This window comes from Salinispora goodfellowii (genome assembly GCF_059570675.1).
In genome coordinates, this window is the sequence record NZ_JCANTD010000001.1 from 370180 (window position 1) to 397169 (window position 26990).

The 26990-nt window shown below is 69.9% G+C and carries 24 protein-coding genes and 5 tRNA genes; 10 read left to right on the forward strand and 19 right to left on the reverse strand.

The window, feature by feature from the left end; all coding sequences use genetic code 11:
• Positions 1–38: 38 nt before the first annotated feature.
• The 8 genes from T398_RS01740 to T398_RS01775 all read right to left on the reverse strand — a co-directional run bounded on the left by T398_RS01740 (position 39) and on the right by T398_RS01775 (position 4604).
• Entirely contained in the window at positions 39–2093 is a 2055-nt protein-coding gene (locus tag T398_RS01740) for a discoidin domain-containing protein (RefSeq protein WP_496444079.1), read from the reverse strand.
• A gap of 526 nt (positions 2094–2619) precedes the next feature.
• A tRNA-Val gene (locus T398_RS01745) sits at positions 2620–2694 on the reverse strand.
• Between the two features lie 40 nt (positions 2695–2734).
• Positions 2735–2807: transfer RNA gene (locus T398_RS01750), tRNA-Gly, on the reverse strand.
• Between the two features lie 210 nt (positions 2808–3017).
• Positions 3018–3452, reverse strand: a complete 435-nt coding sequence (locus tag T398_RS01755) for a hypothetical protein (RefSeq protein ID WP_496443802.1) — start codon at positions 3450–3452, stop codon at positions 3018–3020.
• Positions 3453–3455: 3 nt separating this feature from the next.
• A complete protein-coding gene (locus T398_RS01760) occupies positions 3456–3914 on the reverse strand; it encodes an excisionase family DNA-binding protein (protein ID WP_496443804.1) in 459 nt (152 codons plus the stop codon).
• 425 nt (positions 3915–4339) lie between these two features.
• A tRNA-Val gene (locus tag T398_RS01765) sits at positions 4340–4414 on the reverse strand.
• Between the two features lie 12 nt (positions 4415–4426).
• Positions 4427–4497: transfer RNA gene (locus T398_RS01770), tRNA-Cys, on the reverse strand.
• Positions 4498–4531: 34 nt separating this feature from the next.
• Positions 4532–4604: transfer RNA gene (locus tag T398_RS01775), tRNA-Gly, on the reverse strand.
• Between the two features lie 319 nt (positions 4605–4923).
• Here T398_RS01775 and T398_RS01780 point away from each other — a divergent pair.
• From T398_RS01780 to T398_RS01790, 3 genes are read left to right on the forward strand one after another with little or no spacing between them, the layout of a single operon-like run.
• Positions 4924–5526 (forward strand): TetR/AcrR family transcriptional regulator, encoded by a 603-nt coding sequence (locus tag T398_RS01780; RefSeq protein WP_496443806.1) that lies wholly within the window; start codon positions 4924–4926, stop codon positions 5524–5526.
• 55 nt (positions 5527–5581) lie between these two features.
• Positions 5582–6250, forward strand: coding sequence for a class I SAM-dependent methyltransferase (locus tag T398_RS01785; protein WP_496443808.1), 669 nt, complete (start codon positions 5582–5584; stop codon positions 6248–6250).
• Position 6251: 1 nt separating this feature from the next.
• Positions 6252–7445 (forward strand): cytochrome P450, encoded by a 1194-nt coding sequence (locus T398_RS01790; RefSeq protein WP_496443810.1) that lies wholly within the window; start codon positions 6252–6254, stop codon positions 7443–7445.
• A 128-nt stretch (positions 7446–7573) separates the two neighbouring features.
• Here the strand turns inward: T398_RS01790 and bioD are convergent, their stop codons facing one another.
• Together bioD and T398_RS01800 are read right to left on the reverse strand one after the other, a co-directional pair.
• Entirely contained in the window at positions 7574–8314 is a 741-nt protein-coding gene (gene bioD, locus T398_RS01795) for a dethiobiotin synthase (RefSeq protein ID WP_496443812.1), read from the reverse strand.
• Positions 8302–9438: an 8-amino-7-oxononanoate synthase gene (locus T398_RS01800; RefSeq protein ID WP_496443814.1), complete on the reverse strand. Its 1137-nt coding sequence runs from the start codon at positions 9436–9438 to the stop codon at positions 8302–8304. The genes bioD and T398_RS01800 overlap by 13 nt, the downstream gene beginning before the upstream one ends.
• Positions 9439–9621: 183 nt before the next feature.
• Between T398_RS01800 and bioB the strand changes: the two genes are divergently transcribed.
• From bioB to T398_RS01820, 4 genes are all read left to right on the forward strand, one after another.
• Entirely contained in the window at positions 9622–10617 is a 996-nt protein-coding gene (gene bioB / locus T398_RS01805) for a biotin synthase BioB (protein WP_018733671.1), read from the forward strand.
• Between the two features lie 10 nt (positions 10618–10627).
• A complete protein-coding gene (bsaP, locus tag T398_RS01810) occupies positions 10628–10879 on the forward strand; it encodes a biotin synthase auxiliary protein BsaP (RefSeq protein WP_496443817.1) in 252 nt (83 codons plus the stop codon).
• Positions 10880–11113: 234 nt separating this feature from the next.
• Positions 11114–12685 carry an aldehyde dehydrogenase family protein gene (locus T398_RS01815; protein WP_496443819.1) on the forward strand — a complete coding sequence of 524 codons (1572 nt, stop codon included), beginning with the start codon at positions 11114–11116 and terminating at the stop codon, positions 12683–12685.
• Positions 12686–13235: 550 nt separating this feature from the next.
• Entirely contained in the window at positions 13236–13961 is a 726-nt protein-coding gene (locus tag T398_RS01820) for a hypothetical protein (RefSeq protein ID WP_496443821.1), read from the forward strand.
• A gap of 114 nt (positions 13962–14075) precedes the next feature.
• Here the strand turns inward: T398_RS01820 and T398_RS01825 are convergent, their stop codons facing one another.
• A complete protein-coding gene (locus tag T398_RS01825; protein ID WP_496443823.1) occupies positions 14076–14345 on the reverse strand; it encodes a hypothetical protein in 270 nt (89 codons plus the stop codon).
• A 184-nt stretch (positions 14346–14529) separates the two neighbouring features.
• Complete coding sequence (locus T398_RS01830; protein WP_496443825.1) at positions 14530–15150, reverse strand: GNAT family N-acetyltransferase; 621 nt, start codon at positions 15148–15150, stop codon at positions 14530–14532.
• A gap of 201 nt (positions 15151–15351) precedes the next feature.
• On the opposite strand from T398_RS01830, the gene T398_RS01835 reads away from it, so the two are divergent.
• Both T398_RS01835 and T398_RS01840 read left to right on the forward strand, forming a co-directional pair.
• Entirely contained in the window at positions 15352–16419 is a 1068-nt protein-coding gene (locus T398_RS01835; protein WP_496443827.1) for a phosphotransferase family protein, read from the forward strand.
• Positions 16419–17630, forward strand: a complete 1212-nt coding sequence (locus tag T398_RS01840; protein ID WP_496443829.1) for an acyl-CoA dehydrogenase family protein — start codon at positions 16419–16421, stop codon at positions 17628–17630. The genes T398_RS01835 and T398_RS01840 overlap by 1 nt, the downstream gene beginning before the upstream one ends.
• A gap of 19 nt (positions 17631–17649) precedes the next feature.
• Here the strand turns inward: T398_RS01840 and T398_RS01845 are convergent, their stop codons facing one another.
• The 6 genes from T398_RS01845 to T398_RS01870 all read right to left on the reverse strand — a co-directional run bounded on the left by T398_RS01845 (position 17650) and on the right by T398_RS01870 (position 24352).
• A complete protein-coding gene (locus T398_RS01845) occupies positions 17650–18696 on the reverse strand; it encodes a LacI family DNA-binding transcriptional regulator (protein ID WP_496443832.1) in 1047 nt (348 codons plus the stop codon).
• Positions 18697–18771: 75 nt separating this feature from the next.
• Positions 18772–20208, reverse strand: coding sequence for a GH1 family beta-glucosidase (locus T398_RS01850; protein ID WP_496443834.1), 1437 nt, complete (start codon positions 20206–20208; stop codon positions 18772–18774).
• Entirely contained in the window at positions 20205–21047 is an 843-nt protein-coding gene (locus T398_RS01855; protein ID WP_496443836.1) for a carbohydrate ABC transporter permease, read from the reverse strand. Before T398_RS01855 ends, T398_RS01850 begins: the two co-directional genes overlap by 4 nt.
• Positions 21048–21057: 10 nt before the next feature.
• Positions 21058–22026 carry a carbohydrate ABC transporter permease gene (locus tag T398_RS01860; protein WP_496443838.1) on the reverse strand — a complete coding sequence of 323 codons (969 nt, stop codon included), beginning with the start codon at positions 22024–22026 and terminating at the stop codon, positions 21058–21060.
• A 224-nt stretch (positions 22027–22250) separates the two neighbouring features.
• Positions 22251–23537 carry an ABC transporter substrate-binding protein gene (locus T398_RS01865; RefSeq protein ID WP_496443840.1) on the reverse strand — a complete coding sequence of 429 codons (1287 nt, stop codon included), beginning with the start codon at positions 23535–23537 and terminating at the stop codon, positions 22251–22253.
• Positions 23538–23806: 269 nt separating this feature from the next.
• Entirely contained in the window at positions 23807–24352 is a 546-nt protein-coding gene (locus T398_RS01870; RefSeq protein ID WP_496443842.1) for a plasmid pRiA4b ORF-3 family protein, read from the reverse strand.
• A 150-nt stretch (positions 24353–24502) separates the two neighbouring features.
• On the opposite strand from T398_RS01870, the gene T398_RS01875 reads away from it, so the two are divergent.
• Entirely contained in the window at positions 24503–25246 is a 744-nt protein-coding gene (locus tag T398_RS01875; RefSeq protein ID WP_496443844.1) for a pyrimidine reductase family protein, read from the forward strand.
• Here T398_RS01875 and T398_RS01880 read toward each other — a convergent pair.
• Positions 25226–26920 carry a lipase family protein gene (locus T398_RS01880; protein WP_496443846.1) on the reverse strand — a complete coding sequence of 565 codons (1695 nt, stop codon included), beginning with the start codon at positions 26918–26920 and terminating at the stop codon, positions 25226–25228. The two genes, T398_RS01875 and T398_RS01880, sit on opposite strands and share 21 nt — an antisense overlap.
• Between the last annotated feature and the right edge of the window lie 70 nt (positions 26921–26990).

Genomic DNA, 26990 nt, shown 5'->3' on the forward strand with positions numbered 1-26990 from the left:
CAGCAGTTCTGCTGACGGCAGAAGACCGGACCGCGACCTCAGCTGGCGTGGACGCCGACCTCCTTCAGCGAGTAGCCCCAGTCGGTACCGCGCTCCTGACCCTGGACGCGGAGGTAGCGAACCGACGTCGGGTCAAAGATCGCCGTGTCCAGACCACCGTCACCATCCGATATGGAGGCCACGGTCTGCCAGGAGCTGCCGTCGGCGCTCACCTCGATCCGGTACGCCTTGGCGTACTCGCCCGCCCACTCCAGGGTGACCCGCCGGACCTGCTGTGCCGAGCCGAGATCCAACCGCAGCCACTGGTCGTCACTCCACCAGCTCGCCCAGCGGGTCGTCGGGTCGCCGTCCACGGCGCGACGGGGGGCGTAGGTGGTGAACGGATACCACGCGGTCGAGCTGGCCGAGGCGGACGCCCCGGCGGCGAGGTTGACACCGGGGACGTGGCCTTCCGTGGCGCCCCACATGCCGAGGTACGACTCGGCGCCGCGCAGCAGGTCGTCCACCACCTCCTGGCCGCCCAGGACCCGAATCTCCTCCACCCAGTCCGGCACCAGTCCGTAGTGGGCGGCACCGTCAGCATTGATGTCCCAGGTCCGGTCACCGGTGGTCTGCCGGTCCATGACGGCACCTCCCTGCGCGGACTGGTACGGGTACTGGACCGGGTTCGGGGTGTCCGCGCCCCGAGGGCCGGGCCAGCTGCCGAAGCCGTTCATGTCGGTGCCGAAGCCGTACCCGACGTCGTAACTGTCGCGCAGCTCCTTCGTCCGATCCGCGTCCGTGATGAACCGCTCGGCACCGTGCATGTACTGCGTGATGAACCCGCCGAGTCGGTAGACCCGCTCGCTCCAGAGCAGGTCCATCCAGCTGTGCGAGGAGACCACACCGGGGTACGACACGGACTCGAAGATGTCCAGCGCCCGGCCGGTGGCCTTGACGCTCATGTGGTCGATCTCCACCATCATGTTGCGGTCCATCAAGCCCCGCAGGGCGTACTCGCCGAGGTTGGTCAGCCCGCGGACGTTGCACCGCGCGTCGGACGAGTACGACGGCATCTCGACGTCGGACGGGAGCAGATCCCCCAGCCCAGCGAGGTCTGCGGAGGCGATCGGGTTGTCCTGCTGCGGCCCCCGGCACTGCTCCGTCGTCCAGAAGGTCCCGGTCGACAGGAACTGCCCGGCGTTGACCGCTATCCCGGTGGTCCCGGAGTCGAATCGCACCCCACAGAGCGCGTTGTCGAACTTGTGGCAGAGGAACACACTGCGTACGCCGATGTCGTGCAGTTCGTCGAGCCCGCGATCGATGTCCTCCTCGTCGCACTGGGCGATGTCCAGGATCTGTTTACAGCCGAACGGCTCGGAGGTCTCCACCCCCAGGACGACGGCGAGCTTGCCCTGCGCGATGACCTCGCGGGCCTGGTCGCTGTCGGTGACGACGCGGAACCATCCCTGGCCCGCTCCGCCGTACATCTGGTCGATGTAGTCCTGCATCTCGTACGTCTTGGCGGCCTGAAGCCGAATCGAGGTCATCTCGTCGCAGCTGCGGTCCTTGAAGAAGTAGACCGAGCAGATCACCCCGTTGGTGACCAGGTGGTTGACCATGACCCGCTGGCCACCACGCCAGGCCCGCTCGATCCAGGCGTAGTAGTTCTGCTGGTGGGTCTGCGAGTCGTGGGCCGGCCAGTCCGCGAACGTCGGCCAGCCGTCGGGGTCGTGCTGGCCGTCACCACCGTTGGTGAGGAAGTCGAACAGGGCCAGGGAGCCGTCGGGGTAGTGCTCCGGGCAGTCCTTGAGCGCGTCGGTGATGCCCGCGTCGGAGAAGGGCTTGCCGCAGAGGAGCCGCCCACCGAAGGCCTCGTTGGACATAATGTGGTTGTGCGCGTCCACGAAACCGCGCACCTGCCCCTGCGCGTCGGTGCCGGTGAACGGCGCTCCGGTGACCCCGATCGCAGAGTCGGGCGCCGGCCGGTCGGTCGGCGTCCACCAGTCGGGCTCCTCCGCCGCGCTGGGTGCCGCCGTGCTGAGCAGCAGGGTGATCACGGCCAGCAGGACGGTCGCCACCACGGATCGTTGCCGGGTCGCTCGGCTCGCCATCAGCGGTCGTCGCCGCCGGGTCAGGAGTGACATCGTTCCTCCAGGGCAGAACTCGGATCGGTGTGCGCAACACCGAAAGGCGATCCGCCGTGGCCTGCCCGGAGGTAGGACCGAGGTGCGGCCGGACTGGTCGTGGCGGGCCGTTACCGGCAGGTCTTCCGGTGCCGCCCAACCGGGCGTTTCGGCGAGATTACGGACCGCGGCCGAGCAAGTTACCGTGGAGTAACCGACTTATTGCAAAATTTAAAATTAACTATTAACAGATCGACTACGGCCAGGCACGACAGCCGGCACGGCGAGCAGGCCACCCCGCCCGCCCACTACACCTAGGTCGACCGAAAAGCCGGAACTATCCCTTGCCGCAGCTCACGAAAAATAAACGAACATCTATCGGCAAGAGCACCTAGACCACGAGCTGGACGTGCCCGTAACGACGTTGTCAGCTTGACTGGGCTCAGATACCTCGACCGCTCGGAACTCCCGGCCCGGGCAGCAGCACCTCGCTGACCCGCTCTTGCACATTCAATGGTGGGCGATACTGGGTTTGAACCAGTGACCTCTTCCGTGTCAAGGAAGCGCGCTCCCACTGCGCCAATCGCCCTGAACCACCGCAACCCGGCGATCCGAGCTGGCGGTGAACGAGCGGACGACGGGATTCGAACCCGCGACCCTCACCTTGGCAAGGTGATGCGCTACCAGCTGCGCTACGTCCGCGTGCCGCCGAACCGCGTCGGCGACGAGGTTTACTCTACCCGACGGCAAGATCGCCGAGATCGGACCCCCCGTTACCTTGTTGATCGTCCCCAGCCGGGGACTGCTCGGTCGCCCAGCCTGGTATGACTACCGCCCCTGTCGTACGGACGATCCGGGGTGTTGTCGCCGGGCCGGGTGGCGTCGACGGACCGCTGATAGCGCCTCCGCCTGTCAAGCGGCCGCTGGGTGTGCTTGTTTCCGATCTCTGAGGACCCGTCGGTAGATGGCGCCGTTCTTGCACCCGCGTCCGACCACGACAGTTGCGGCCATCCCAGACCGAAGGTCCGGGCGTAGGTTATGGGGCCACCGGGTCGTCGTCTCCCTCCAGAGACGGAACGCCTCGCCGAAACCGTCCTTCGGATCGTTGCCCATCTGGTCGATCAGCGAATCGTCGGCGATGACCAGCGCGTCCCCAAACGCGGCATTCATGAACGCGATCCGCCGGTCGATCGCCGCAGCCGGCACCGGCACATGCCGTCGAACCTCGTCAAGAATGGCCGGCGACCAACGCGGCTGATACAAGTCCTCCTCCGCCAGGCGCAGCAGGAAGTCGCAGAGTGCGTTGGGAATCAGAACATTTGCGTCCAGAACTGCGATCGTCGTCACGCATCAGGCCGCGTCGTCCGTCTCGACCGGTGCGGGCTGCCCGTACATGCCCATCTCTACCGCGTCGGCGGTAAGCTCATCGAGGATCGCCCGCCTGGCTTGAGCCCGGCGATCACGGTAAGCCAGCACTTGATCCAGCGGAATCCGGCGCGACGAGTTCGGCCGCGAGTAACCGATCTCGCCGGCCTCCAATAGCTTGATCAGTGTCGGCCGGGACACTCCGAGCAGTCCAGCCGCTTCCGTGGTCGTCAACTCCCGATCCACTGGCACGATCGCCACACCACGACCAGACGCCAGAACGTCGGCAATCCTGGTCAACACGTCCTGGACCGACACCGGAACCTCAAGCTGAGACCCGCCGCGACGAACCGCTAGCTCCCCCGAACCTTCATGAAGCAAGCTGGCCAGCTCGGCCAACGCAGGACGTTCCCCATCCCCTGGCATGATCGCCTCTGTGGCCATGGCCCTCCTCCAATCCAGCACCAAGCACCAAGCACCATCATCCCGCAAAGTGAAAAAAGTGCAACGCCTTCAACTGGCATATGATACCGACGGGCAGTTCCCTCTTGATCAGATTGAGGCTGCGATCAGTAGCAGGTGCGGCAACCCCGCGGAACCCGATTGAGCTCCCGCGCCCGGGGCTCGGTGGCTACACATTCCCGGCAGGCCCGATGTCGCCAACCCACCCCTGAGTGGCGTCAACCAGGTTGCCACGTGGTGCGAGGGCATCAGGGTTTCCGGAGGCCGGATTGCCCACAAACCAGGCCAGCTACCGCCCGGGCATCGTCACGGATCGGGAATGCGTGCAGTTCGAGGAAGTTGGCCGACGAAGCGGCTCCTACGAGCCCTGCCGCTACAACTCGGAAGACATCGACCTTAAACGAAAATGGTGGGCGATACTGGGTTTGAACCAGTGACCTCTTCCGTGTCAAGGAAGCGCGCTCCCACTGCGCCAATCGCCCTCGATGATGCTGAGGTGGGGACGGGATTTGAACCCGCGTACACGGCTTTGCAGGCCGTTGCCTCGCCTCTCGGCCACCCCACCGGGTTGCCCCCGGTCAAACGTGGCGGCATCTCCGAGCGGACGACGGGATTCGAACCCGCGACCCTCACCTTGGCAAGGTGATGCGCTACCAGCTGCGCTACGTCCGCACGCCCCGGCTTCCCGGTGACGGATGAGAACTTTAGCCGAGTCGACGAACAGTTGCCAACTCGACCCCCTCGGCGCGCCCCCGCCACATCTCGACCAGGGCCAGGACCCACCCTGGACCGACCGAGCCGCACCACCGAGGCGCCCCGCCGTGCACCACCGAGGCGCCCCGCCGTGCGGCACCGAGGCGCCCCGTGGTGCAGCACCGAGGCGCCCGTGGAGCAGCACCCGGACGAACTGTCCTACTTCCGACTGCGGTGGGGCGAGTTCACCCTGGGTGGTAACAGCTCGTACCCGTTCGGGTGCACTACGGTAACGGTCGTGACGAGACGTGCGGCCGAAGTCCGCCTGGATGCCCTGCTGCGCACCGCCTGCGACGTGATCGTGGAACGCGGGTTGGCGAACACCCGCACCGCGGACGTGGCCCAGGCGGCCGGGGTGAGTCAGGCACTGGTCTTCTACCACTTCGCCACCAAGGACCGGCTGCTCGCCGAGGCGTTCGCGTACGCCGTCGAGCAGGATCTGAGCCGGCTGGACGCGGTGCTGCGCTCCAGCGCCCCACCGCTGGCCAAGCTCCGCCGGCTGGTGCGGCTCTACACCCCCGCCGGTCGCCCCACATCGTGGGCGATGTGGATCGACGGCTGGGCCGAGTCGCTGCGTACCCCGGAGTTGGAGAAGACCTCCCGCCGGCTGGACCTGCGCTGGCGGCAGGACCTGGCGACGGTGATCGCCGCCGGGGTAGCCGACCACACCTTCGAGTGCGCCGACCCGGCTGGTGCCGCCTGGCGGATCAGTGCCGTGATGGACGGTCTCGCCGTCCAGCTCGCGGTGCACGACCGGGTGATCTCCCGACGCCAGTTCACCGAGTGGGTACGCCTGGTGACCGCCCGGGAGCTGGGCCTCGACCCGGCGCAGCTGGACTGAGCACAGACCGGACCGGGCCGTAACCCCGCCGGTTCGGCTGCGGGAGAATCACGCGGTGTCCGAACTCGCCAGCGCCTTCGTCCGACTACACGCCCGTCTCGCGCCGGTCCCCTTCGTCCCCGAGGTACGACTCCACCAGGCCGACGACGCGGTCGGGCTCTGGGAACTGACCGAGGGTGAGTTCCGCAGCGACCAACCACCCCCCTTCTGGGCCTTCGCCTGGGCCGGTGGGCAGGCCGTCGCCCGATACGTCACCGATCATCCGGACCTGGTCGCCGGTCGGCGGGTGCTCGACCTCGCCGCCGGTTCGGGGCTGGTGGCCATCGCCGCGGCCCGGGCCGGCGCCACCGCCGTCCGCGCGGTCGAGGTCGACCCGCTGGCCGTCGCGGCCGTCGCCGTCAACGCCGAGGCCAACGGGGTACGCCTCGACGCCGAGCTGGCCGACATCCTCGACGGCGACGCGGGCGACGCCGAAGTCGTCCTCGCCGGAGACGTGTTCTACAGCGCGGCGATGGCGCGGCGGATGCTCCGCTTCCTACTCACCGCCGCCCGCGCGGGCGCCACGGTGCTGGTCGGCGATCCGGAACGCGCGTTCCTGCCCCGCGACCGCTTCGACCCGCTGGCCAGCTACGAGGTGCCGGTGCCCGAGACGCTGGAGAGCGTACGCGTGAAGCGGGCCACGGTGTGGCGGCTCCGGGCCGGGCTGCCCGGAACGGCCGGCTAGCGTGTCCGCCGTGCTGTTCCGGAGCTGGACGAAGACCGCCGGCACCCACTGGCCGGCCGTCACCCGGGTGGCCGACCAGCAGGGCACCGAACACCTGGTGGTGACCGAGCACGCGCTGGTCCGGCAGGTGCTCACCGACCAGGTGACCTACCGTCCGGACAATGCCCTGGACGCCGTCACCCCGATCCCGGTAGCCGCCCTGCGGGTGCTCGCCGGGCACCGCTTCCGCCTCCCCCCGACCCTGGCCAACAACGGCGGCGTGAACCACCCGGCGATCCGCGCTCTCGTCGCCGACGCGCTCCACCCGACGAAGGTCGCCGCCCAACGGCCCTGGCTGACCGAGCTGGTGGCGGAGCGGGTGGCCGCGATCCGCGCCACCCTCGACTCGGGTGGCTCCGCCGATCTGCACGCCGAGCTCAGCGCCGACCTGCCGCTGCTGGTCCTGGCCCGCCTGGTCGAGCTCCCGGACGCCCCGGTCTCCGCGGTGAAGCAGTTCGCCCGTGCGGCGCTGGAGTTGTTCTGGGCCCCGCTGGACACCGACCGCCAACTGGCCCTGGCCGACGAGGTCGGCCGGTTCCACCAGGTGCTGCGGGAGTTCGCCGACACCGGCGGTGGGCTGGCCGCCGCCCTGCGGGCCACCGGGCACCCGCCGGATGTGCTCGTCGGGGCGCTGTTCTTCCTACTGGTAGCCGGCCAGGAGACCACGTCGCAGTTCCTCACCCTGCTCCTGCACCGTTTGGCCGGCGAGCCGACGGTTCGCGCCGCGCTGCGGGACGGCAGCGTCTCGGTGCCGAACGTGGTGGAGGAGGGGCTGCGGCTGGAGCCGCCGATCGTCACCTGGCGTCGGGTCGCCGCCGTGGACAGCACGTTGGGCGGGACCGCCGTGCCGGCGGGCACCAGCGTGCTGCTGTGGCTGGCCCGGGCCGGCCGGGACCCGGCCATCGTGCCGGCGCCGGACGAGTTCCGGCCCGGCCAACGGGGGTCGCGTCGGCATCTGGCCTTCGGGGCGGGCGCCCACCGTTGCCTCGGCGACCAGTTGGCCCGGATGGAGGCCGCGGTGGTGGTCGAGCGGGTCACCCCGCTACTCGACGGGGTAACCGTGGTGCGCGCTCCGTGGTATCCGGACAACCTCACCTTCCGGATGCCCGACGCCTTCGTGATCCGCCGTCGACCAGCCGGCTCAGCGGAACACTGACGCCACCTGGCCCAGCGGGGCAGTGGCCAGCCGGGCAGTGGCCAGCCGGGCAGTGGCCAGCCGGCCCAGCGGGGCAGTGGCCAGCCGGCCCAGCGGGGCAGTGGCCAGCCGGGCAGTGGCCAGCCGGCTCAGCGGACCTCCTCGGCCCAGGCCCGCCAGTCGTCGAGCACGCCGTACAGCGCCGGGGTGAGCCAGCCCGGCGCGGACCGCCGGAACACACCCGGATCGATCGCCCCGGCCCCGGCCGGCAACGCCCCGACCAGATACGGCACCAGGTCGGTCAGGTTCGCCCAGTGGACCAGCTCCGGCTCGGCCGGCCAGGCGCCGAGCAGCACCCCCGCCGGCACCGCCCGGCGTTCCAACGCCTCCAGGGTGAGCGCGGTGTGGTTGAGGGTGCCCAGACCGGCCCGCGCCACCACCACGGCCGGGCAGCCGAGGGAGACCGCAAGATCGGCCATCGTCCACGGCTCACCCGACGGGCGTAGCCCCATCGGCACGAGCAGTCCGCCGGCCCCCTCGACCAGGACCAGGTCGTGCTTGTCGGCCTCCGCGCGGACGGCGTCGACCGCCGTGTACAGCTCCAGTGGCGGCAACTCGGCGACCCGGGCCGCGGCCAGCGGGGCCAGCGGATCGGGGAAGCTCGCCAGCGTCCGCCCGGTCAGCGGTGCGGCGAGCCGGGTGACTTCGTCGATGTCGACCGGGTCGCCGGTGGCCGTACCGGACTGGCCGGGCTTGACCACCGCGACCCGCAGCCCGGCGGCCTGCGCCGCCGCGGTGACCGCCGCGGTCGCCACGGTCTTGCCGACCCCGGTGTCGGTGCCGGTCACCAGTACCGGTCCCCGCCACGGCGTCACACTCACGGCGCGCACTCCACGATGACCTCCAGGGCCCGCTCGAAGTCCGCCCGGGGGACACCGACGTTGACGGTCAGCCGGAGCCGGGAACGGCTGTCCGGGGTGGAGGGGGGACGGAAGCAGCCGACCGCGACACCCCGGTCCCGGCAGTCGGTGGCCCAGGCGATGGCCGCCTCCGGTCCGGGTGCGGTCACCGACACGACGGCGCCCTTCGGCGCCGACCCGGTCAGCCCGGCGGCTCGCAACCGCCGAACGGCGTACGCGACCCGGTCGCCAAGCTCCACCCGTAGCTGCTCGCCCCGCCAGGCGAGCCCCAGGGCGGCCCGTACCCCGGCCGCCACCGCCGGCGGCGGGGCGGTGTCGAAGATGAACGTCCGCCCGGTCTCGACCAGGTGCCGGACAAACTCCGCCGGAGCGGCGACGACGCCGCCGGCTCCACCCAGCGCTTTGGAGAGGGTCGCGGTGATGATCACGTCGGGTTCCCCGGCCAAACCGGCCGCGGTCGCTCCCCCGGCACCACCGGGCCCGACCACGCCGAGCCCGTGGGCGTCGTCAACCAGCAGCAGCGCGTTGTGCTCCCGGGCCACCGTGTGCAGCTCGGCGAGGGGAGCGAGGTCCCCGTCAACCGAGAACACCGATTCGGTTACCACCACCGCCGGGCGACCCGGCGCGGCGGCGAGCGCGGCCCGGACCGCGTCCACGTCGGCGTGCGGGGTCACCATGGTCTCGGCACCGGAGATCCGACACCCGTCGATCAGCGACGCGTGGTTGTGCGCGTCGGAGACCAGGAGCGTCCGTGGTCGCACCAGGCCCCGGACCGCGCCGACGTTGGCCAGGTAGCCGGAGGAGAAGAGCAGGGCACGTTCGGCCCCGAGCCAACCGGCCAGATCTTCTTCGAGGGCGTGGTGCGGTGCGGTGGAGCCCCGCACCAGCCGGGACCCGGTGGCGCCCAGCCCGTACTCGTCGAGCGCCGCGGTGGCCGCCGCGGTCACCGCGGGGTGTCTCGACAGGCCGAGGTAGTCGTTGCCGGCCAAGTCAACGATGTCGTCGTCGGCGGCCCGAGGGCGGAGGGTGCGGGTCAGCCCCGCCTTGGCGCGCAGCTCGGCTCGGCGGTCCAGGGCCGCAAGCCAGTCCGACACCGCCGCTCCTTCCCCGGCTCCCGCTCGCCGGGCGCCTCCGCCGGGGCGAACGTACCACCTGGCCGGACCCCGATCCGGCGTGCCGCGCGCCAACCCGGCGCGCCACGCTCCGGTCCCGCTGGTGGTTGGCCCGCGCCGCACCGGGCACCCCTTCCCGCGGCGACGGCCTTGTAGGGTACGGCCATGCCAGAGATCCTCGACCAGGCCCGCACCCAGGTACTGGAGAACGGCGTCGGCCTCGACGAGGCCGGCGTCCTCGCCGTGCTGAACCTCCCCGACGAGCACCTGCCCGCCGCTCTCCAGCTCGCGCACGAGGTACGCATGCGCTGGTGTGGGCCGGAGGTCGAGGTCGAGGGAATCGTCTCGCTGAAGACCGGTGGCTGCCCGGAAGACTGTCACTTCTGCTCGCAGTCCGGCCTGTTCACCTCGCCGGTCCGCGCGGTGTGGCTGGACATTCCGTCGCTTGTGGAGGCCGCGAAACAGACCGCGAAGACCGGCGCGACCGAGTTCTGCATCGTGGCCGCCGTGCGCGGCCCGGACGACCGGCTGATGCGGCAGCTACGGGAGGGCGTCGCCGCGATCCGGGCGGAGGTCGACATCCAGGTGGCGGCCTCGGTCGGCATGCTCACCCAGGAGCAGGTCGACGAGCTGGTCGAGATGGGCGTACACCGCTACAACCACAATCTGGAGACCTGCCGCTCGTACTTCCCGAACGTGGTCACCACCCACTCCTGGGAGGAGCGCTGGGAGACGCTGCGGATGGTTCGCGAGTCCGGCATGGAGGTGTGCTGCGGTGGCATCCTCGGCCTCGGGGAGAGCGTTGAGCAGCGCGCCGAGTTCGCCGCCCAGCTCGCCGAGCTGGACCCGCACGAGGTTCCGCTGAACTTCCTCAACCCCCGGCCCGGCACCCCGCTCGGGGACCGCTCGGTGGTCGAGGGGAAGGACGCGCTGCGCGCCATCGCCGCGTTCCGGCTCGCCATGCCCCGCACGATCCTCCGGTACGCCGGGGGCCGCGAGCTCACGCTCGGCGACCTGGGCACCCGGGACGGCCTGCTCGGCGGCATCAACGCGGTGATCGTCGGCAACTACCTGACCACGCTGGGCCGTCCGGCAACGACGGACCTGGAGCTTCTCCAGGACCTGAAGATGCCGGTCAAGGCGCTCTCCGAGACGCTGTGACCCGGCCGGGATGAGCAGCGACACGACGGGTCCGGCCCCGCTTGGTACGTCGACGCGGTTCGGCGGCCCGGCGGGGGCCGGCGCCTCCTGGTGCGACCGGTGCGGTACGCCGGCCGGCGAGGGGGACCACACCGCCTGCCGGGCCGCCCGGCAGCTGGAGCCACCCCGCTACTGCGGGCACTGCCGGCGACGGATGAAGGTGCAGGTACTGCCGGTCGGTTGGGCGGCGGTCTGCGTCGAGCACGGCGAGACACGGGCCTGACCGCGTCCGGAGATTCCTCACAGCATCCGCGATCTTCGATTTAGTCTGGTTATTCGGCCAGGTCAGGATGGTGGCAGGGCGACTCCACAACCGCTGGACAAGCGGACCGGAGGCAGCCCGCCGTCCTGACATACGAACGTACTGTTGCCGCCCCCACTCACGGCGGGCGACAGTACGCCACACCAGCGGTGCCATCGACGCCGCCGCTCCCCGGACAACCCTGAGGAGATCGCGATGGCTCTACGACTCGCCGACGGGACCGCCTGGTCCGAGGTCCTCGACCGCGCGGTGGCCGCCGTCCCCGAAGCCTTTTCCACCCCGACCGACGGCCTCCGAACGCTACACAACCTGATCGAGGGCGACTGGCGGGCGGTCGGCACCCCGGCCGCCGTCCGCACGCCGGTCGACAACACCGCCCTGGTCCGCCTCCCCCGCCTAGACGCGACCGCCGCCCGCGCCGCAGTCGCCCACGCCGCCGCCGTCCACCGGGACTGGGCCGACACCCCGCTCGCCGAACGGAAGGCGCGGGTCGTCGAGGCACTGGACGCCCTGACCGCCCACCGCGACCTCCTCGCCCTCCTGCTCGTCTGGGAGATCGGCAAGCCGTGGCGGCTCGCCGCCGCCGACGTCGACCGAGCCCTGGACGGAGTCCGGTGGTACGTCGACGAAATCGACCGGATGCTTGCCGACGGCCGGGAACCACTTCCCGGGCCGGTGAGCAACATCGCCTCGTGGAACTACCCGATGAGCGTCCTGGTCCACGCCGAGCTGGTGCAGCTCCTCGCCGGGAACGCCGTGATCGCCAAGACCCCGTCCCAGGGGGGCGCGGTCTGCCTCACCGTCGCGCACGCGTTGCTGCGCCGCGCCGGCCTGCCCGCCACGCTGATCTCCGGCAGCGGGGAGGAACTCTCCGAGGTGCTGGTCCGCGCACCGGAGGTCGGCGCGGTGGCGTTCGTCGGCGGGCGCTCCAACGGCGGAAAGGTGGCGGCGGCCCTGCTGGACACCGACAAGCGGCACTTCATCGAGCAGGAAGGGCTCAACGCCTGGGGGATCTGGGACTTCTCCCGATGGGATCAGCTCGCCGCGCACCTGAAGAAAGGCTTCGAGTACGGCAAGCAGCGCTGCACCGCCTACCCGCGCTTCGTCGTACAACGAAACCTGGTCGACCAGTTCCTCGACATGTACCTGCCGGTGGTCCGATCCGTACGGTTCGGACACCCGCTGGCCGTCGGCGACGGATGGTCCGCTGGTGCCCCCCTGCCCGAGCTGGACTTCGGGCCCCTGATCAGCACGGCCAAGGCCGACGAGCTGCGCCGCAAGGTCGACGAGGCGGTCCGGGGCGGTGCGGTCCCGCTGCACCGGGGCCGGCTCGACGGGGCGCCGTTCCTCGACGGGCAGGACACCTCCGCCTACGTGGCGCCGTCGGTGCTCCTCGCGCCGCCCGGCCGATCTCGGCTGATGCACGCCGAGCCGTTCGGTCCGGTCGACACGATCGTGGTGGTGGACACCACCGACGAACTCCTCGCCGCGATGAACGCCTCCAACGGCGCGCTGGTCGCCTCCCTCGCCTGCGATGACGAGGACGAGGCGGCGAAGCTCGCCATGGACGTGCAGGCGTTCAAGGTCGGCATCAACAAGCCCCGCTCCCGAGGCGACCGCCAGGAGCCGTTCGGTGGGCGGGGTGCCTCCTGGAAGGGGGCCTTCGTCGGCGGCGATCTGCTGGTCCAGGCGGTCACCGTCGGCGGCGCCGACGATCGCCTCTACGGCAACTTCCCGGACCGGACGGCGCTACCGCCGAACGTCTGACGCTTCGGCCGGCTTCGTCGGCAGACGAGCCGGCTCCGTCGCCTCGACGAAGCCACGCCACACGGACGGGCGGTGGATGGCCCCAACAAGATGCCGTCCACCGCCCCCACGACATCAGTCGGCGCCGCACTGACGCGGGCGACCGCCCCTGCCACAGACGCTCGCGTACCGCCTCCCACGAACCCGGCGCCCGCTGGAGCGCCCACGTCTTCGGCCTACACCGACAATCGCCGCCGCGGCGGCCGCAGCTCGCTACCGGGCCCGGCCCTCGTGCCCGGCGGCCTCCCGCGACACCACCGACGGTCCCGGCCGATCAACACACCAAGCTGCTTGTACTCCAAGCCCCAGGCCAGAGCATGGATATCTCTTCACGGCCAGCCGAAGTCGATCTTGAATGCCTTTGACCGAAAAGATCCAGATCTTCACAATGCCGACATGTCGCCCTAGCGAATGACGAAGCGGAACTATCTCGTATAACACGAATATCGCGACAAAACTTCGGTAAAAGGATAGGAGGTTATTTCGAATTCAAATCAAGCCAAGGAGGGTCATGAGTCGCCATCAACACCAGGGGCTGAGAGCAGGCATGCTGACGGGTCGCAAACGGTGGGTGGCCATCGGCGTCATGACACCACTCGCCTTCGCGTTCGTCGGCCTGACCGCCCCCGCCTTCGGCCACGTCTGGGGCGGCGGCACGAGCATGGCCGCCTACCCGAACGAGGAACGGGGATGGGATCAGGACGACTGGAACCGGGGAGGCTGGGGCCAGGAATACTGGGACCGCGGATACTGGGACGACAAGTGTGGACACACATGCCCCTCCGGCCCACCGGGACCTTCAGGCCCACCCGGACCCACCGGCCCACCCGGGCCAACAGGCCCACCCGGACCCACCGGCCCACCCGGGCCAACAGGCCCACCCGGACCCACCGGCCCACCCGGGCCAACAGGCCCACCCGGACCGTGCGCTGACATTGACAGCCTTGCCCCGTCGGCCTCCGAAGAGTTCAGTGCGGTGGTTTCAGATGGGGTCACCTACGCCGGCCGTAGAAGGCTCACGCCAGCGCCGCCGGGGCCCTACACCTGGACCGACCTCAGCGGAAACGCCAACTATCCGGGAGAATCCGTCTGCGGGGTCGCCATCTCCGCCGCCGGCAATGACGCCTGGGTAAAGGTGCTGACCACCGACGGCGAGGTGTGGGAAACCGAATGCGCCACACAGGGACAGAACTTCACCTGCAACAACCCCTGGGTGCAGTTGACAACGCCGTCTTGAACGGAACAGCTCCCGGAAAGGAACGGTGGACGCACCAGTACTGGTGGTGGGTGACTTTTTGGGTCACCCACCACCAGTGACCCGCCACGGCAGGCAGCGGGACGAACGAACGCCTTAGCCCTCGCCCTTACTGGTACGCGACACCTCGTAGACCGGCTTCGCCCGCCGCCCCAGCAGCACACCGAGCCAGGGCCACCGGGTTTCCAGGGCACGGGCGAGGGCATAGTAGACGGCGACGGCGACGGCGACCGCACTGGCGGTCAACGCGGCGGAGGAGTCGGCGTCGAGGATGATTCCCGCTCTGGAGGCGAGCCAGGCCAGTACGGCACCGACAGCGACCGGGACAGCGGTGCGGATGATAGAGATCAGAAAGTCATTGAACATAGGAGTGCCCCCTCGAGGTGTGAGGTGGTGCTCCTTTAACAATACGAGGGAATGCGTTCGGGTGCGCTACACAAAATCATCGCCATTTGCGCGGCGACACTCGGAACTCGGGTTGGCTGCCGCGCAGCCCGAAAATGTCCTACTGCGACAGGAGCTTGGTAGCGACAGCGGCCCAAAGTAACGATCACCGTATTATGGCGGAGAGGTCCAGCGGCGCACTGGTCGGAGAGACGGCCGCGGTCAACGGCACCGTCAGGGTGAGCAGCGAGCCATCCCGGTCAATCGTCGCCGGCCGCTCCAACCGGTCGACGGCCCGCAGCATCGGGGTGTTCTCCGCCTGGATGTGCAGACCCAGCGCGGCGTATCCACTCCGCTCCGCCTGCCACACGAGCCGACGCAGCAGCGCCGATCCGAGCCCGCGGCGCTGCCAGTCGTCGCGCACCAGCAAGGCCACCTCGGCTGTGTCTCCCTCGCCGAGCAGATTGGCCATCGCCACCACCGGCGCGGTCGGCGAATGGGAAACGGTCGGCGTGGCCAGCAGGGTGACCCCCCGTGCTGGCTCCAACAGTCGGCGCATCCGAGCCGGGGCGAGCCGGGCCGCCCCACCGTGGTAGCGACGGTTGCGGCTGCGCGCCGAACACCGCTCGTGCAGGTCGACCAGGCCCGGCAGGTCGTCACCGACCGCTGAGCGTACGCCCAGCTCAGTGCCGTCCGGCAGGCCCAGGACGACCGGGTCGGCCAGCCCTCGACCCGCCCGACGGGTGGGTCGGTCCGCCACCAGCAATTGTCTTCCGCACCGCGTCATGCGCTACTCCCTTCCCCTGGTCCGACCCTCCCCGACGGCTGTTGCGGAACCCATAACCCAGGGTGACAGGTCGGTTTCGGAGCCGGGAAGTGGTCGTTTCTGAGGTCTGCCGCCCCCCACTGGTGGCGATCAACGCCCGGAGCTCTCCTCGGCCGGATACCGGCCCTTGACATCAGAAGTCAGCTGCCATCAACTGTTCGGATGACCGAGCCGGCCATCGACGATTCCGCACCGACCGGCTCCCCGCCGGGTCTGGACCTGGGTCGGCTCGCCGGCTACCTCGCCGCGCATCCGGACCTCGGCGACGGGCCACTGCGCGCCCAGCTGATCCCCGGCGGCCGGTCCAACCTGACGTACCTGCTCGGTGTCGGGGAGCGGGAGATCGTGCTACGCCGGCCGCCGCTGGGCCACGTCCTGGCCACCGCACACGACATGGCGCGGGAGTTCCGGGTGATCTCGGCGCTCGCCCCGACCGAGGTGCCGGTGCCGAAGGCGCTGCTGTTCTGCACCGAACCGGAGGTGATCGGGGCGCCGTTCTATCTGATGGACCGCGTGCCCGGCACGGTGTTCCGCTCCCGAGCGCAGACCGACCCACTCCCCCGCGGGCAGCGACGGGAGCTGGCGATGGCGATGATGGACACCCTCGCCGCGCTACACACCGTGGACCCGGCGGACGTCGGCCTGGCCGACTTCGGCCGCCCGCGAGGTTTTCTCGCCCGCCAGGTCCGCCGCTGGTCCGGGCAGCTCGACGGCTCCCGAAGCCGGCCGCTGCCCGGCATCGACGAGCTACGCGACCGACTGGCCAGCACCGCTCCGGAGAGTTCCGGCCCGGGGCGGATCGTGCACGGCGACTACCGGCTGGACAACCTCCTCGCCACCGTCAACCCGGTCGCCGTCCAGGCGGTGCTCGACTGGGAGCTGGCCACCCTCGGCGACCCGCTGGCCGACCTGGGCCTCCTGCTGACCTACTGGGATGCCATGGGCGGGGATGCGGTCCCGCGCAATCCCGTCGCCGATGGGCTCGGGCCCCGGGCCGGCTTCCCTGCCGGCGCCGAGCTGATCGAGCGATACGCCAGTCGCAGCGGGATCGATGTCGGCCCGCTGGACTGGCATGTGGCCCTGGGGTGCTTCAAGCTCGCGGTGATCTGCGAGGGCATCCACTACCGGTACCGCCAGGGGCAGACTCTCGGCGCGGGCTTCGACCAGATCGGCGAGATGGTCGCACCGCTGGTCGCGCACGGACTGACCGCCGTCTCGAGGAGGAGCTGATGGACTTCACCCACGACGCCCACACCGAACGGCTACGCTCCGAGCTGACCGACTTCCTGGAGCAGCAGGTCTACCCGGCCGAGGCGGTCTACGCCGAGCAGGTCGCGGCTGCCGCAGATCAGTGGGCCCGGCCGCCGGTGCTGGCCGAGTTGCGGGCGGCGGCCCGCCGCCGGGGCCTGTGGAACCTCTTCCTCCCCGATCCCCACCACGGCGCCGGGCTGACCAACCTGCAGTACGCTCCGCTCGCCGAGCTGACCGGCCGGAGCCCGCACCTCGCCCCGGAGGCGCTCAACTGTGCGGCACCGGACACCGGCAACATGGAGTTGCTCGCCGAGTTCGGCACCGAGCCCCAGCGCCAGCAGTGGCTGCGCCCGCTGTTGGCGGCGGAGATCCGCTCGGCGTTCTGCATGACCGAGCCGGAGGTCGCCTCCTCCGACGCCACCAACATCGCCACCCGGATCACCCGCGACGGCGACCACTATGTGATCAACGGCCGCAAGTGGTGGTCGTCCGGCGCCATGGATCCGGCCTGTCAGATCTTCGTGGTGATGGGCCGGACCAACCCGTCGGCCGAGCGGCACCGGCAGCAGAGCATGATCCTGGTACCGCGGGACACACCGGGGGTCACCATCCGGCGTGGGCTACATGTCTTCGGCTACCACGACGGTCCACACGGTGGCCATGCCGAAATCGACTTCGACGACGTCCGGGTGCCGGTGGAGAACCTGATCGGTGCGGAGGGGGCCGGCTTCGCCATCGCCCAGGCCCGGCTCGGTCCCGGCCGGATCCACCACTGCATGCGGCTGGTCGGCATGGCGGAGCGAGCGCTGGAACTGCTCTGCCGTCGCGCCCTCGACCGGGTGGCGTTCGGCCGGCCGATCGCCGAGCAGGGGGTGGTGCGAGAGTGGATCGCCGAGGCGCGGGTCCGCATCGAGCAGTCCCGCCTCCTGGTGCTGAAGACGGCCTGGCTGATGGACACGGTCGGGAACAGGGGCGCGCACGCCGAGATCCAGGCCATCAAGATCGACACACCGTCGATGGCGGAGTGGGTGATTGACAAGGCCATCCAGGCACACGGGGGTGCCGGCGTCAGCCAGGACACCCCGCTGGCGGCGCTCTGGGCCCAGGCCCGCACCCTGCGCCTCGCCGACGGGCCGGACGAGGTCCACAAGGCCGCTCTGGCCCGCCGCGAACTCCGCCGCTACGCCTGAGTCGCTACGTCGGCGACGGTTAGGTGCTGGCGCGCTCGACCAACTCGGTGTCCAGGAGGATGTTCGTGGTGGCCCGGTGCTCGCCACGGATCCGGGATACCAGCAACTGGGCCATCTGCCGTCCCATCTCCTCGATCGGCTGGAAGACCGTGGTCAGCGGCGGGTCCGCCTGGCGGGCGATCGGGGCGTCGTCGAAGCCCACCACGGCCACGTCCTCGGGCACCCGCCGACCGGCCTCCCGCAGTGTCCGGAGCGCACCGAACGCCATCAGGTCCGAGGCGACGAAGACCGCGTCCAGGTCCGGGCAGGCGGCCAGCAGCTGGCGCATCGCGGCCTCCCCACTGCCCTCGCTGAAGTCCCCGTACGCGATCAGGTCTGGCCTGCCCCCGCTCGGCGTTTTCGCGACCGCCTCCTGGTAGCCGGTCAGCCGCCCCAGACCGGCACCCATGTCCTGAGGGCCGGCGATGGTCGCGATCCGCTGCCGTCCCCGCCCGACGAGGTACTCCACCGCGCGCCGGGCCCCACCGACGTTGTCCGCGTCCACGAGCCAGGCCGGCTCCGCGTCGGATTGCGTCATCTGGGCTGGCCGGCCGCCGAGCACGGTGGGCAGGCCCCGTTCTGCCAGCAGCGTGGGCAGCGGGTCGGAACCGTGCAGCGACAACAGCAGGACGCCGTCAACGTGCTGGTTGGTCAGGTGGTGCTCGACCCGTTCCCGCTCGATCGGGGACTGGACCATGACGAGCCAGAGCTGGAACGGGGTCCCCTGCAGGCCGGAGCTGACGCCCCGCACGATGCCGGCGAAGAACGGCTCGGCGAACACCCGGTCCCCGGATTCTGACACCACCAGGGCGATCGAGTCGGTCCGCTGGGTAACCAGGGCGCGAGCGGCCCGGTTCGGCACGTACCCCAGTTCCGCGATGGCCCGCTGCACCGCGGCACGGGCCTCGGGACTGACCTGGGGTGAACCGTTGACGACGCGGGATACCGTGCCCCGGCCGACGCCGGCACGTGCGGCGACCGCATCGAGAGTCGGGCGCCCGAGCGAGCGGGTGCGCTGCGTTGTCATCGTCTGCTCCTCCGACGGCGGAAGGCCCCGGTGCCCACCGGTGGCACCGGGACCACCCGGATAGCTGGTTCGAGCCTATTCTGCAGCCAGACCGTTGCGTCGGATTGTCTCGGCGTACCACCGGCCGCTGGACTTCAGGGTGCGGGCCTGGCTGCGGTAGTCGACGTGGATCATGCCGAAGCGCTTCGTGTAGCCCCAGGCCCACTCGAAGTTGTCCAGCAACGACCAGGCGAAGTAGCCTCGCAGCGGGACACCCGCGGCGATCGCCTGGTGTGCGGCGCGCAGGTGCGCGTCGAAGTAGGCGGTGCGGTCCGGGTCGTCCACCTGACCGTCCAGGACCGCGTCCACGAAGGCCGCACCGTTCTCGGTGATGTAGAGCGGCAGGTCGGTGTACTCCTCGTGCACCCGCCGCAACGTCTCGACCAGCCCGGGAGGGTCGATCTCCCAGTCCATGTCGGTGACCTGTTTGCCCCGGGTGACGAAGCGAACGCCTTCGCTGCCGGGCCAGCACGACGGTTGACGCCAGTACGGCTCCGGCGGGGCCGCTGCCGTCGGCGCGGCGACCACGTGCCGGCTGTAGTAGTTGATTCCGACCAGATCCAGCGGGGCGGCGATGGCGGTCAGGTCCTCCGCCCGCACGTGCCCGAAGTCGGTGACCTGGCTGAGGTCGGAGATCAGATCCGCCGGGTACGACCCGCGCAGCAGTGGGTCGAGGAAGAACCGGTTCGCCAGCCCGTCGACCCGGCGGGCCGCGTCGGCGTCGCCGGGCGAGTCGGTGGCCGGGGTGACCGGGTACAGGTTGAGCGTCACCCCGACCTGGACCTCGGACTGGGCCGCCGCCCGCAGCGCCGGCACGGCCAGCCCATGGCCGAGCAGCAGGTGGTGACCGGCCCGGACCGCGGCGGCGGGGTCGGACCGACCCGGGGCGTGCACCCCGGAGCCGTACCCGAGGAACGCCGAACACCACGGCTCGTTGAGCGTGGTCCAGTACCGGACCCGATCACCGAGCGCGCCGGCGACCAGGGCGGCGTAGTCGGCGAACCGGGCGGCGGTGTCCCGGGCCGGCCAGCCGCCCGCGTCCTCCAGCGGCTGCGGCAGGTCCCAGTGGTAGAGCGTCAGCCACGGCTCGATGCCGTTGGCCAGCAGTTGGTCCACCAGCCGCCGGTAGAAATCAAGTCCCTCCTGGTTGATCGGGCCGCTGCCGCCCGGCTGCACCCGAGGCCAGGAGACCGAGAAGCGGTACGACTTCAGCCCCAGCTCGGCCATGAGGGCGACGTCCCAGTCGAGCCGGTGGTAGTGGTCGCACGCCACGTCACCGGTGTGCCCGCCCACCACCCGACCCGGGGTGTGGCTGAAGGTGTCCCAGATCGACGGGGTCCGGCCGCCGGCGGTCGCCGCGCCCTCGATCTGGTACGCCGCGGTGGCGGCGCCCCAGCGGAAGCCGGGCGGGAAGGTCAGCGGCGGGCGTTCGCCGAGAACGCCGGCGGCGGGTGGGCTCGCGGGATTACTCACGACTTGACGGCACCTTCCATGATCCCGCCGATGATCTGGCGGCCGAACAGGAGGAAGACGATGACCAGCGGCAGAGTACCGATGGCGGTGGCGGCGAAGACCTGTGAGTAGTCGGTGTAGTACGCGTACGACAGGAAGGAGAGGGAGACCTGCAACGTCGGGTTTTCCGGGGTGAGCACCGCGTACGGCCAGAGGAAGGAGTTCCAGGTCTCCATGAAGGTCAGCAGCCCCAGGACCCCGGCCGCCGGGCGCAGCGCGGGCAGGACGATGTTCCAGTAGATCCGCAGGGTGCTGGCCCCGTCGACCCGGCCGGCCTCGATCAGCTCGTCGGAGACCGCCTGGCTGGCGTACTGCCGCATCATGAAGACACCGAAGGCGGTGACCAGGAAGGGCACGGTGACCGCGTAGAGGGTGTCGTACCACCCCAGCGTCTGCATCATGCCCCAGAGCGGGATGATGCCCAGCTGGGTGGGGATCATCATCGTCACGACGATGGAGAGCAGCAGGATGTTGCGGCCCCGGAAGCGCAGCTTCGCGAAGGCGAAGCCGGCCAGCGAGCCGGTGAGGACCACCGACACGGTGACCACCGAGGCGACGATGATCGAGTTCATCATGCCGGTGAGGAAGTTGGCCGCGTCGTTGTCGAGGACCCGGCCGAAGTTGTCGGTGAAGGCGCCACCGGGGGTGACCGGCGGCGGCACGTCGTTGATCGAGTCCAGGGTTCGGGTGCCGATCACCACCATGTAGTAGAAGGGGTAGATCGACAACAGGGTCGCCAGGACGAGGGCCAGGTAGGTCAACGGACTGGTGCGCCAGAGGCGCTTGGATGCGGAGATCATCGAGGGCACCTCACTTGGCCGCGCGGCGGACGAGGACGAAGTTGAGCAGCGACATCAGGCCGATAATCATGAAGAGGGCCCAGGCGACAGCCGCCCCGTAACCGGCGCTGTTCAAATTCGTGATACCCATCTCGTACATGTACATGGCCAGGGTCTGGAAGTCGCGCTGGGTGCCGCCGATGATGTTGCCGTTGCCGAAGAGCAGCGGCTCGGTGAAGAGCTGCATGCCGCCGATCGTGGAGAGGATGACCACGAAGATGAACGTGGGCCGGAGCAGCGGCAGGGTGATCCGCCAGAACTGCCGCCACTGGCCGGCGCCGTCGATCTCCGCCGCCTCGTAGAGGTCCCGGGGGATCGCCTGCATGCCGGCGAGCAGGATCAGGGTGTTGTATCCCGTCCACCGCCAGTTGACCATGGATGCGATCGCCGTCCAGGAGCTCCAGGTCTGCCCGTCCCAGTCGATCTGGTCGATCCCGACGAACCCGAGCAGCCAGTTGGCCAGCCCGTACTCCCGTTGGTAGAGCATGCCGAAGACGATCGCGACCGCGGCGACCGAGACCACGTTCGGGATGAAGATGGCCATCCGGAAGAAGGTCTTGGCCCGCAGCAGGGTGCGGTTGAGCAGGTTCGCCAGGAAGAGCGCCAGCAACAGCTGCGGGACGGTCGACAGCACGAAGATGCCGATCGTGTTGACCAGCGCGTTCCAGAAGTATTCGTCGGTGAGTAGCCGGGTGTAGTTGTCCAACCCGATGAAGGTGTGATCGCCGATCATGTCCCAGTCGTGCAGCGACATCCAGAGGGTACGCAGCATCGGATAGAGCCCGAAGATGCCGAAGATCAAGAAGAACGGCGCGATGTAGAGATACGGCGAGTACCTGAGGTCCAGGCCGGCCAGGGAGAGCCGCCAGCGCCTGGGGGTGCCACTGGGCGGGGGTGGTGCTGCCGGTGCCGGCGGGGCCGCGGTGGTCGAGTGGCTCATGTCGGCGCTCCGCTGCGTTCCGTGCCGACCCGCGGTGCTGGCATGCCAGGCCGACCGGGGGCGGCTCGCTTACGGTGGCTCATGGGGTTTCCTTTCCTGGCAGGGTCCGTGCCCGCGCGCAGGGCGCCACGCACCACGCACTACCAGCAGGTGGCCGCACCCCGGTCCCGGGACCGACCGGTGGCGCACGGAGTGGTCCCCGAACGCCACCGGATCGAATTCACTCAGAAGGCGCCCTGGATCTGGGCATCCTTGATGAACTGCTGCCAGGCCTCGTCCTCAGTGACCTGTCCGTTCTCGAACGCCCGCAGGGCCAGCCCGAAGGCGCTCTCCTTCACCGCCTGGTGCTTCGGCCCGAGGTGGATCGGCTCGATCTTGCTGACGCTCTCACCGAAGATCTTGCCGGTCGGTGCGCCGCTGAAGTACTCGTTGGTGTAGCTGAGGAACGCCTCGTCCTGCAGCGCCTCCAGGTGGGTGGGGAGCGGGCCCTTGGCCTTGAATGCCTCCACCTGGCTGGTGGCGTTGGTCAGGAACTCGGCGAGCTTCGCCGCCTCCTCGTGGTGGGAGCTCTGCTCCGGCACCGCCAGCCAGGAGCCGCCCCAGTTGCCGCCGCCGCCGGGCACCGCCGCCACGTCCCACTTACCCTTGTTCGCCTCCCCGGAGTTGTCCGCGACGATGCCGAGCATCCAGGACGGGCAGAAGGTGGCCGCGAAGCTGCCCTGCTTGAAGCCGCCGGACCACTCGGGGGACCAGGTTTCGATTTTGGCGGAGAGTTCGACCATCGAGGTCGCCGTGTCCCAGGACGCCTTCACCGCGGGGCTGCTGTCCGCGATGATGTTGTTCTCCTTGTCGTAGAAGAGGTCGTCGCCCTGCTGGAAGAGCGCCGCGTCGGAGACGGCGACGATCGTGTCGATGAGGGCCTTGCCGCCACTGCCCTCCTTGTACGCGCGGCCGGTCTCCAGGAAGCTGTCCCAGTCCGGCCAGAGCGCCGACACCTCATCCCGCTCGGTGGGTAGCCCGGCCGCCTCGAAGAGGTCCTTGCGGTAGCAGACGGCGAGGCTGCCGACGTCGGTCGGCAGGCCCATCAGTCGACCGTCCGGCGCCTTGCCCAGCTCCCACTTCCAGGGCAGGTAGTCCGCGGAGTGGTCGTCGATCAGCGGGGCGAGATCCACCCAGTTGCGCGGGTTGGACTTGAACTCGTTGAGGATGCCCTCCTCCAGCGCGACCACGTCACCCGCTCCCTTGCCGGTGGCCAGGTAGCGCACCAGCTTGGGCCGGTACTCACGCAGCTGCGCCGTCTTGCGCAGCTCGATCTTGATGCCGGTGTCCTTCTCGTACTGTTTGACGAGTTCGTCGTAGCCGAACTCGCCGAACGTCTCGACGACCAGCTTGCTGGGCTTCTCGCCGGCGGCCGGCTCGTCGTCGTTGCCGCAGGCCGCGAGGCCGCCGACGGCGGTGATCGCGGCAAGGGCGCTGGCCGCCAGGCGGGAACGCCGCGTGGTGAGGCTCATCCTGACCCCTCTTTTCGATGTGAGGCTGCGTCTGTCGTGATGGGGGATGCGGTACGGGGCGTCGACCGACGATGATGGATTCGACGACGGTCCGGCGTGGACAAATGAGCCGTACCACACCACTGGGAACGCTCCCATGAGATTGCCGGGAGGTGTCAGACGTGTCAATAGGCCGATGGGAGCGAATTCCGGATCGTTACCGCGTGCCCGCGATCACCGCCGCGAAATGGTGCTTTTATCGGGTCAGCGACCCGAAACGGCGAAATAGGTCAGCAGAATCGACGGAGCAGCGTGCCCGCCCGACCAGAATCGAAGACGGCCGGATCAAAACGGTCCCCCGCCCAGTCCCGCAACGTGTGGTGCTCGGGATGCCCCGGATCGGCGAACGCGGCCAGCAGCGCCAGGTAGCCAGCCGGACCACCGACATCCTCCGGCGGGCACGCCCGCTCCCCATCCAGACAATCGGGATAGCGCTCCTCCGGATCGGCCAGGAGGACGTCCTCCACCACCAGATCGTGCTCCCACCAGTTGCCGAAGTCGTAGGTGTAGTGAAACCGGCTGCCCTTACCCACCACCGCGTCCAACCGCACGTCCAGCTCGTCGCGGAGCGACAGCTCACCGTCCGGGTCGGGCTCCCCATACTGCTCACCGTCGACCTCGAACGAGTGCAGGTGGCAGTCCCGCCAACCCATCGCGTGCTGCACCACCCGGTGCACCCGGTCGAGGGTGAAGCCGCCCGGGACCAGCACCCGGCGCCAGACCAGCGGCCGAAGCCCGGCCAGAGAAATCCTCAGCTGGAAGATCTGACGCGGCATGCTATCCCGTCCTCCCGCAGAATAAGCTGCGACCATGATCTGCCGAGCGTGCCGGGCGAGACGGCACGACGACTGTCGCGGCCAAAACTGGTGTGACTGCCAGCACCGTACCCCTGTGCCACCCCCTCCGGTCACGGGTCCGGCCAGCGAATGACCGTCGAAACGCCGATTACCGCCCTCTGGCCGGCACCGTCCAGCATGCCGCTCGACGACTCCGCGCTCACCGCCTGCTACGGCCGGACCGATCGATCACGCCTGCGCGTCAACTTCGTCACCAGCGTGGACGGCGCGGTCACCGTTGACGGATATTCGGCCGGGCTCTCCGGCGAGCCGGACAAGCGGGTCTTCCGACTGCTGCGGATGCTCTGCGACGGACTCGTGGTCGCTGGCGGCACGATGCGCCACGAGCGGTACCGGCCGCTCCGGCTGGACGAGCGACGCCGCGCCTGGCGCCGGGAGCACGGCCTACCGGAGTGCCCGACCCTCGTCGTGGTCTCCGGCTCGGCCAACCTCGACCCGGCCCACCCCGCCCTCGCCGACGCACCGGTACGCCCAATCGTGCTCACGCACGCCGCCGCCACCGCCCCGCCCGGCCTGGCCGACGTCGCCGACCTCGTCGAATGCGGCGACGACCGGGTGGACCTCGCCGCCGGCCTGGCCGAGCTGCGTCGCCGCGGGCTCGACCAGCTGCTCTGCGAGGGCGGTCCGCACCTCTTCGGCGCGCTCACCGCGGCCGACCTGGTGGACGAGGTCTGCCTGACCATCGCCCCGCTGTTGGCCGGCGCCGGGCCGGGCCGGATCACCGCCGGGGAGCCCAGTCCGGTGCGGCACCTGCCGCTGCGGCACGTGCTCGCCGCCACCGATGGCGGGCTACTACTCCGCTTCGCCCGCTGACCCGCTGCGGGCCTCGCAGATCCGGCCGGTGAAGGCGGGGTCCGCCTCCCGCCCCGCCGACCAGACCGGGTTGATCCCCAGCGCCAACGGCGGTGGCTGCCAGGCCGAACCGATACGCTGAAGCACCTCGTACTGCATCTCGGACCGCTGCACCGACTCACCGGAGAGGAAATCGAGCACCAGGTCCGCGACGTCGGCCCGGCCGACCAGCTCACCGTGGAACGCGGGCAGCTCGTACACCGGGATCCGGTGGTACTGGCCGGGCGGCGCCTCGATCGCGGTCACCGTCGGCAGGAAGGCCACCATCCGCACCCCCGCCACCGGGCAGAGCGTACGGTTCCGATAGAACGGGGCATCGGCCAGCAGCGAGCGGATGAAATCCTGGTCCGGCTCCTCCTCCGAGGTGTCGGTGAGGTTCCAGAGCGACTGCAGCGCGCGCAGTTCCCAACCGGCCACCACGCCCCACCCCCGCCTGATCTGCGCGGGCGGGTAGTACACCCGGCCCGGCATCACCAGCGGGCTGAACAGCAGCACCGCCTCCACCTCCGTCATCGGCCACCGCTCCAGGTAGGTCCGGGCCACCATGGCACCCTCGCTGTGCCCGAGCAGGGCGATCGGCCGGTTGGTCCGCTCATGCAGGGTCTCGACCTGCTCCGCCAGCAGGGCCGCGCTCTCGCCCAACGACCGGTGGGTGGCCACCGCCGCGTACGGCAACGGCCGGTTCTGTTCATCCAGTCCGAGGTAGGAGAACCGCTCCACCCGCGGATCCACCGCCGGTTCACCGTCGTACTCGGAGTCGTGCCCGCCGAGGGCGATCACCGCGTACGGGACCGAGTCCGGCAACGGCTCCGTCATGATCGGCGGTCGCCACCCGCCGCGCCCGCCCTGGACCCGCTCGGCCGCCAGCGGCATCGTCGGGAAGCTGAGCAGGATGAGCGCCACCAACAGCGGCACCACCGGCACGAGCCGGAGGCGAACCCGGCCGGGGGCCAGAACGGCGGCGACGCTCTTGCGCCAGAGCAGCGCGTTGACCGCGCCACCGACGGCGGCCAACGGGACCCCCCACCAGATGGGCACCGCCGACAGCACCGCACCGACGATGGTGAGCACGACGAAGTTCAGCCACGCCCAGCCCACTACCTCGAGCCGCGGCAGACCCCGCCACCAGTCCGCGGTCAGCCCGGCCCGCAGCAGGAACGGGGCGAGCAGCAGCAACGGCAGCAGCGAGGCGATCAGATACCAGGAGAGCCCGGTCGTGGCGAAGGCCATCGCCAGCGCCACCCAGGGCGAGAGGAGCACCGCGGTCAGGATGGCGACCCAGATGTTGCGCCGCAGCAGCCAGCGCCACGACGGACGGGGGGTTCCGTCCGGCCAGGCCAGGTTCGCCAGGACGGTGGTGAGGACTCCCCGCAGCGCCGACATCCCCACCAACGTGAGGAAGAACCCCGGGATGGTCCGGTGGTAGACGAACAGCCAACGCAGCTCCTGGAAGGTGCCGTACGGCCAGACGGCGCTCACCTGCGGCGACAGCCCGCGAACAGCCTGGAATCCGAGCACCGCGATGATCGCCGCCTCCACCGCCGGTAGCACCGCCGCCAGTGCGACCAGCGCCTTGAACCGACCGCGGGGCGTCCGCAGCCACTCCTCCCGCAGCCACCTCTCCCGCAGCTTCATCCGTTACAGCATCGCCCAGCTCTCGCCCGACTCGTGGGGAATTTGCCGATAGCGCCCGGCCGCAGCACCC